Annotated in this window: 3 protein-coding genes; 2 read left to right on the top strand and 1 reads right to left on the bottom strand. The window is 73.3% G+C overall.

Annotated elements, in window-relative coordinates:
• Positions 1-1,113, bottom strand: a 1,113-nt coding sequence (locus tag ACOJTC_RS11785) for an MFS transporter (protein ID WP_420116876.1), incomplete at its 3' end; no start/stop codon positions are given.
• Positions 1,114-1,435: 322 nt separating this feature from the next.
• Between ACOJTC_RS11785 and ACOJTC_RS11780 the strand changes: the two genes are divergently transcribed.
• Together ACOJTC_RS11780 and ACOJTC_RS11775 are read left to right on the top strand one after the other, a co-directional pair.
• Complete coding sequence (locus tag ACOJTC_RS11780) at positions 1,436-2,350, top strand: DUF6204 family protein (protein ID WP_420116875.1); 915 nt, start codon at positions 1,436-1,438, stop codon at positions 2,348-2,350.
• Positions 2,351-2,939: 589 nt separating this feature from the next.
• Positions 2,940-7,455, top strand: a 4,516-nt coding sequence (locus tag ACOJTC_RS11775) for a beta-ketoacyl synthase N-terminal-like domain-containing protein (protein WP_420116874.1), incomplete at its 3' end; no start/stop codon positions are given.

Here is a 7,455-nt window from a genome sequence, read left to right as displayed (position 1 = left end):
GAGCAGGACACCCGTCTCGCGCAGGCCGATCCCACTGATCAGCAGGCCGGCGACCAGCGTCCCGACCGGACCCGCCGTGGTCGTGGCGGCGGTCTGCAGGCCCAGGACCCGGCCCCGGTAGCGCTCCGGGATGCGTTCGGTGACCAACACCAGGGCCAGGGCCTGCATGGGCCCTGCGCCGAAGCCGGCCAGCGCGGCGGCGGCGAGCAGCACGGGGACCGGTGGTAGCAGGGCCAGACCCACGGTACCCGCCGCGGTGAGCAGTTGTGCGACGACGAAAACCGTACGCCGGGACAGGCCCGCCCCGGCGATCGAGTACACGATCGACCCACCGATGCCCCCCACGGCGAGGAAGGCCACCATCAGACCGAAGCCGCCGGGCGAGTCGCGGCCGACGAGGTACACGGGGAGCAGGAGGTTCTGGAGCGGGGCCAGCACGAGGACGCTGATCGTCACCACGAAGGTCATCGCGGCGAGCACCCGGTCGCCGCCGAGGATCCGGAAGCCCTTGAGCAACTCGGTCCGGATCCCGCCGCCCGCCTCACCCGAACCTCGACCCAGCCGGGCCGGGAGGGTGAGCGTGGTCAGGGCCGCCGCCGCCGAACACGCCGCGGTGACCCAGAGGACCGTGGTGGGGTCGAAGAGGATGAGCAGGCCGCCGGCGGCGGCCGGGCCGACGACCAGGACCACGCCGTTGATCCCCTCGCGCAGGCCCGCCAGCCGTTCCAGGCCGACCCCCGCCGCCGTCGCGACGTCCGGCACCAGGGATTCGCGCGCCGTCATGCCCGGCACGTCGAGCAGCGCGCCCGCGACCCCGAGCACCACGAACCAGCCGACGGTGAGCCCCGTGACCTGGTCGACGACAGGGAGCGCGGCCACCGCCACCGCCGAGGCGAGGTCGGCCCAGATCGACGTCCGGCGGCGACCGAAGCGGTCGATGACCAGCCCGCCGGCCACCGCGGCGAGCAGCATGGGCAGTGCGCTCACCGCCGCGATCACCCCGGCTGCCGCCGGGTCCCCGGTGCGTACCAGCACGAGCCAGGGCAGGGCGATCGCGGCCATGGAGTTGCCCAGCAGGGACAGGGCGTGGGAGAGGAGGTACCGAATCAACACCTGGCCAATTTTGCGGGACGCGGGGCCGCCGGCGACAGCCGAAATCGCGAAAGATCACGATTTGCCAGGAGGTAACGTCGGGCTTTCAGATACAGCACCGTATTAGGATATGGTGCTGTATCCGGGGCCGGAGCGCCCGCACTCCCGGCATGGTCGGCGGGACGCGAACCCGGCCGGTCGACCGCCTGTCCCCGGATGGGCCGCTGGTCCGGTGGAGCCCCCGCCGGGCACCGGCGGAACCGTCCGCGCCCCGTTCGTCCCTGCCGGCCGGCTCCGGTCGACCGGTCGACCGGCCCACCCTCTGATGGGGAGATCCGCAGTCATGAGCAGCAACACCTACAAGGTCATCGTCCGTGGCAAGTTCGCCCCGCTCACCGACGAGCAACGCGCCGCGCTGCTCGCCCGGGCCGACGACCACGACCTCTTCTCCGCCCGCTTCACGTCGGAGGGCACGGTGACCTACGAGCGGTCACTGCGCACGTTCACCTTCCGGTGTCTGGTCTCGGGTGCTCCCGACGACGGTGAGGCCGCGATCTTCGGCAAGGCGGAGCGGTCGGCCGCCGCCGCCGTACGGGAGTTGGGTGCGGACTGCACGGAGCTGAACTCCGTCTCCAGCGATCTCGACGACATGCTCCGTCGCCGGGGCCGCGGAGGTGCCGGCCGGCACCCGGGAGGGAATTCGATGACCCCTGAAGAGCTTGCACTGCTGCTCGCCGACTCCGCCGTACGTCAGGTCTTCGCCGCCGTCACCCTCGGCGCGGCCACCTCGACCGAGATCCTGGCCGCCACCGGGCTCACGGGGCAGCAGGCGGCCCCGGCGATCGGACAGCTCCTGCGGGCCGGGTTGCTCCGGATGGACGGCCCCGGGCGGCTCGCGTTGGCGGGGGAGACCCTTGCCGGGGCGGCGGCGACGGCGGCCCGACGGCAGGAGGAGCGGGCCGTCGCCGATCAGCCGGATCCGGGGTTGCGCGGCTTCGTCCGGGGCAACGTCGTCGTCCGGCTGCCGGAGGAGGACGATGCCCGGCGGACGGTGCTGCGGCACGTGGCGGGGCAGAGCTTCGCCCCCGACGAGCGGTACGACGAGCGGGTCGTGACCGACCGCCTGCGGTCGTGGTGCACCGAGGGCGTGCTCGACGCGGTCACCCTCCGGCGTCTCCTCGTCGACGCCGGACTGCTGAACCGGTCGGCCGGCTGGTACGTGCTGGTCGTGTCCGAAGAGGAGCCGGTAACCCGGTGACGCTCGACGTCACCCGGTCCACACCGCCCCGGATGCCCGGGAGGGAGCGGACCGGCGCCGCCCGGTGGGATGACGGTGTCCACCGGGCGGCGAGCGGACGGGGTCGTCGTTCGGCACTCCCGTTCCGCCGCAGCCCTGCTACGGCGGGGGCTTTCCCGGAACGTGAGCGCACCCCGTCCGCGTGGTGGGACGGATCGACCGGTTGTTTCGCGGGCCCGGTGGTCATGCCCAGCCGGGGTTGTCTAGTGTGACTTATATCGCAATAACAGTACTTAACGATCTCTGGGCTTGATGTTCGGTCCCGCTGTTGCGGGTGCGGCGAACCCCGGCCTGTACTGGGGGATCGGCGGGGTCGGGGTGACCCGGGACGGCCCCGGGTCGTGGCGGGCGGGCCGCCAAGCAATCACGTGCATCTATCGACGGACGGTGCCCCATGGGCTACGTTCCGAGAGCAGTCGATGACACGGGGTGATCTTTTGAGCCGCGCTCTGGCCACTTCTGGACGTCTATTTCACGAGAGAGGCGGATCTAGCGGGCAGCCGTACGGCTGGCCACAGCTTCCGAGCCACCGGCTTCCCGGCACCCCGTCATGACGGCCCGACACGTCATCCTGGGCCTGCCGACGCTCGCCACCGGCGGTCTCTCCGAGAACTGGCTGTTACGCGAGTGCGGCGACCTGCACTGGTCCCTGATCGGCGAGCACTTCGGCACCTCGGTGACCAAGCTCGCCGACTCCGACGGCACACGACTGCTCCCCGCCTTCGTCCGGGTCCGGCACACCGCGAGCGCCTCCTTCGCCTCGTTCGCCGAGCTGGACGAGGGCGAGATGACCGGCCAACTGACCAGGCTGGACGACCGCCGTTTCCTGTCCGACATCCGCTTCACCACCGGTACGGCGCACGTCGACGTCCGGTTGCTCACCGTCTTCGTCCGCCGTTCGGACCGCAACTGGCTGGTCCCCGGCGTGCCACAGGTGCCCGGCTGCCTGCCGGTGCGCGAGCCGACCGCCGACCAGCTCGACTTTCTGCACGACTTCCAGACGCACGGTGGGCGGGAGCCGGGTGGATCCGGCCTGCACACCGAGCGTTACGAACTCAATCCGGTCGTGGACGTCAACGCCCTCGGCCTGCTCTACTTCGCGTCGTACCCGCACATCAACGACCACGGCGAGCGCCGGTACCTGCACTCGCTGGCACCCGGCGGCGAGTGGGCCACGGCCGCCGCCACCGTCAGCCGCGACATCGTGTACCTGGCGAACTGCGGGGCCGAGGACGCGGTGCGGTACCGGCTCGACGACCTTCGGCTCGAACGCGGCCACCGGGCGGTGCTGGCCTCGACCCTGCTACGTGAGCGGGACGGCAGGCCGCTGGCCCGGATCGAGACCGTGAAGGTGCTGCGCGGTGGCAGCGTGTTCGGCAGCCTCTGGGGCGACCACGTCGCCGCCACCGGTCCCGCCGCCCTGCCGGCGGACACCCGCCCCGAGACGACCGACCTGGACGCGCTGCTGCTGCCGTTGCTCGAACGGGCGTTGGACCGACCCGCCGGCACCCTGGCCGCCGACGACGACCTACGCCGGTACGGCCTGGACAGCGTCGCGCTGGCCGAGGTCGTGGCGCTGGCTGAGGGCGAGCACGGTCTGCGGATCGATCCCAGCGCCATGTTCCAGGCATTCACCGTCGCCGCCATGGCGCGGGTGATCCGCGGCGAGGACCGCGACCCTGAGCCGATCGCCGCCGTCACGGCCGTGCCGCAGCCGCAGAACACCGCCCCGATCGCGGTGATCGGCATGGCAGGGCGCTTCCCCGGTGCGGCGAGCGTCGCGGAGCTGTGGGACCTGCTCGGCCGGGACGAGGACGCGATCCGCGACATCCCGACCGACCGCTGGGACACCGCCGCCCATCCCGGACTGGTGGGGCGGGCGGCGCTGCTCGACGACATCCGCCGCTTCGACCACGAGTTCTTCGCCGTCAGCCCCCGTGAGGCCGCGCTCATGGACCCGCAGCAGCGGCTCATGCTCGAGGTGACCTGGGCGACGGCCGAGGACGCCGGACAGGACCCCAGCACGCTCGCGGGCAGCCGGACCGGCGTCTACACCGGCGTGTGCCACTCCGACTACGCCGCCGTCCTGGCCGAACACGCCGGGCGCGACGAGCCGCACCTGAGTGTGGCGGTCTCACCGTCGCTGGTGGCCAACCGTGTCTCCTACGCCCTGGGTCTGCGCGGCCCCAGCGTCGCGGTGGACACGCTCTGCTCGTCGTCGCTGGTCGCGGTCGCCAACGCCGTCGCGGCACTGCGGGCCGGCGTCTGCGACCAGGCCTTCGCCGGCGGGGTGAACGTGCTGTGCGACCCGGGACGGCATGCCGCGTACCAGCGGGCCGGTGTACTGAGCCCACGGGGGCGGTGCCACACGTTCGACGACGCCGCCGACGGCTACGTCCGCGGCGAGGGGGCGTGCGCGCTGCTGCTCAAGCCCCTCGACCGGGCACTCGCCGACGGGGACCGGGTGCACGCGGTGATCCGCGAGGTCGCGGTCAACCACGGCGGCCAGGCCCAGTCGTTCACCGCGCCCAACCCGGACGCCCAGGCCGACCTGCTGGTCAGCGCATACACCGCGGCCGGCGTCGACCCCACGACCGTCGGCTACCTGGAGGCACACGGCACCGGCACCCGGCTGGGCGACCCGATCGAGGTCTCGGCCATGGTGACGGCCTTCCGCCGGCTGTACGCCCGCAGCCCGCAGCCGATGCCGCAGCTACCGCACTGCGGGATCGGCTCCGTCAAGACCAACATCGGTCACCTGGAAGCCGCCGCCGGCATCGCCGGAATGATCAAGGTCATCCTGGCGATGCACCACCGGACCCTCCCCGCCACCCGCAACGTCCGCCGGACCAACCGGATGATCGACCTGGCCGGATCGCCACTACGCCTCCAGGTGCACCGCGCCGCCTGGGAGCCCCCGCCCGGCGGCGGCCCCCGCCGGGCCGGGGTCAGCTCGTTCGGGATGGGCGGCACGAACGCCCACGTGGTCCTGGAGGAGGCACCGCCCACCGCCGACGCGCCGCCCACCGGCCGGGTGACGGTGCCGGTGTCGGCCCGAACCCCGCAGGCCCTGCGGGAAGCGGTCGCCGCGCTGCTGAACGTGGTCCGGTCCCCCCAGGCGCCCCCGTTGGCCTCGATCGCCCGGACGATGCGCACCGGGCGTGCCGCGCTGCCCTGCCGGGTCGCCGTCACGGCGGCTGACCTCGGCGAGCTGGCGGACGGACTCGCCGCCGTCCTCGACGCCGAGCCGCCCGCCGGTGACGCCCCGGTCGAAGGCCCGGTGCCCGCCGCACCCGTGGTCTCCCTACCGACCTACCCGTTCCGCCGGGACCAGCACTGGGCCGCGCCCACCGCGACGCCCGAGTTCCTGACCGCGCTCTGGCGGGACGCGCCACCGCCCACGGTCGCCCCGCAGGGCCGCCTCCTGGTCGTCACGACGGACCCGGACCTGGCACCGGCCCTGTTCGGCGACGACGCCGTCGCACACCGGCCCGGTGACCCGCTGCCCGCCGTCGACGGCCTGACCGGGGTCGCCGACCTGGTCGACTGGAGCGAGCCGGGCGCGCTGGTCGGCGAGCGGATCGAGCTGCTGCGTGAGGTGCTCGGCCGGCTGCCGCGTACCGGACTGCGCTGCCTGCACGTCAGCGGCGCCCACCGGTCGGTGCTGGCCGGCTTCTACCGTGCCCTCTCCGGAGAGCTGCCCATGGTCGTCTCCCGCACCGTCCGGGTCGACGGCGACCGGAACGACCTGGCCACCGCCGTCGCGGCCGAGCGTGCGGCCGACGACCGCGAGACCGAGATCCGGTACCTCGGATCCCGCCGGCAGCGCCGCGTGGTCGCATTCGCCCGACCCACCGACCCCGACCCGCTGACCAACCTGGACGAGGGTGCCGTCCTGATCACCGGAGGCACCGGCGCGATCGGCCTGCGCCTCGCCGCCCACCTGGCCGATCGGGGCGCACGACACCTCGTCCTGATCGGTCGCTCCCCGCTGCCCGTCCGCAGCCGTTGGGTGTCCCTCGCCGCCGCCGGGTCGACCGATCCGCTGCTGCGCGCCCGCCTGACCCAACTGCTGGCGCTCACCGACCGGGGCGTGACGCTCTCCGTCCACACCCATCCGCTGGACGACGTGACATCGCTACGTCGACTGATGAACCGGGCACGGGGCACCGCAGGCGACCTCACGACGGTCATCCACTGCGCGGGGGTGATGCACGCACCACAGTCGTTCCTGACCCGGACCCGGGATGAGACAGCCGACGTGCTCCGGCCGAAACTCGCCGTCGAGACACTCTGGGCGGCGCTCGGTGGCAGGCTGCCGCGGCTGCTGGTGCTGTTCTCGTCGATCGCCGCCTCGTCTCCCCGACTGGCCGGGGGGCACCTCGACTACGCCGCCGCCAACGGCGTCCTCGACGACTTCGCCGAGGCGCACGCCGACGAACCCCGGTGCCTGGTCCGGTCGCTGCGGTTCCCGCTCTGGCGGGGCATCGGAATGGGGGAGCGGCACACCAGCGCCGGGAGCGACCTCGGCATCCCCGACCTGGACGAGGCGGAGGCGCTACGCCTGTTCGACCTGGCGGTGCGGGTACCGGACGAGCCGGTCCTGTTGCCCTGCCTGACCCGTCGTGCGGGCGTACCGGCCGACGAGTTCCTCCGCGCGCCCCGCCCCGCCGCCCCGCCGCAGCCGGCACCGGTCCTCGACCCCGGAGACGCACCGAGGCCGGACGACATCGACTGGCTGCTCGACGTGGTGGCCCGGACGACCCGCACCGAACGCTCCCTTCTGCGACCCGAAACGAACCTCGTCGACCTGGGCGTGGACTCGCTGCTGATGGCCGAACTGGTCCGCGACCTCGAAGTGGCGGTCCGCGACGCCGTGGACCCCAGCCTGCTCCAGGAACATCCGACGCTGGCCGGGCTCGCCCGGGCCCTCACCACCCGCAGCACGCGCCCCCCGGCGGCCCCTCCGGCCGTGGTGCCCGCACCCACGCCCGTCCCACCCGGCGCGCCGGTGCGGATCGCGGTGATCGGGATGGGTTGCCGGCTGCCCGGTGCCGCCGACCCGG

It is taken from the genome of Micromonospora sp., assembly GCF_048594385.1.
GTDB classification, from domain to species: domain Bacteria; phylum Actinomycetota; class Actinomycetes; order Mycobacteriales; family Micromonosporaceae; genus Micromonospora; species Micromonospora wenchangensis.
The sequence above is the reverse complement of the archived record's forward strand: the minus strand, read 5'-3'. Positions and strand labels throughout refer to the sequence as shown.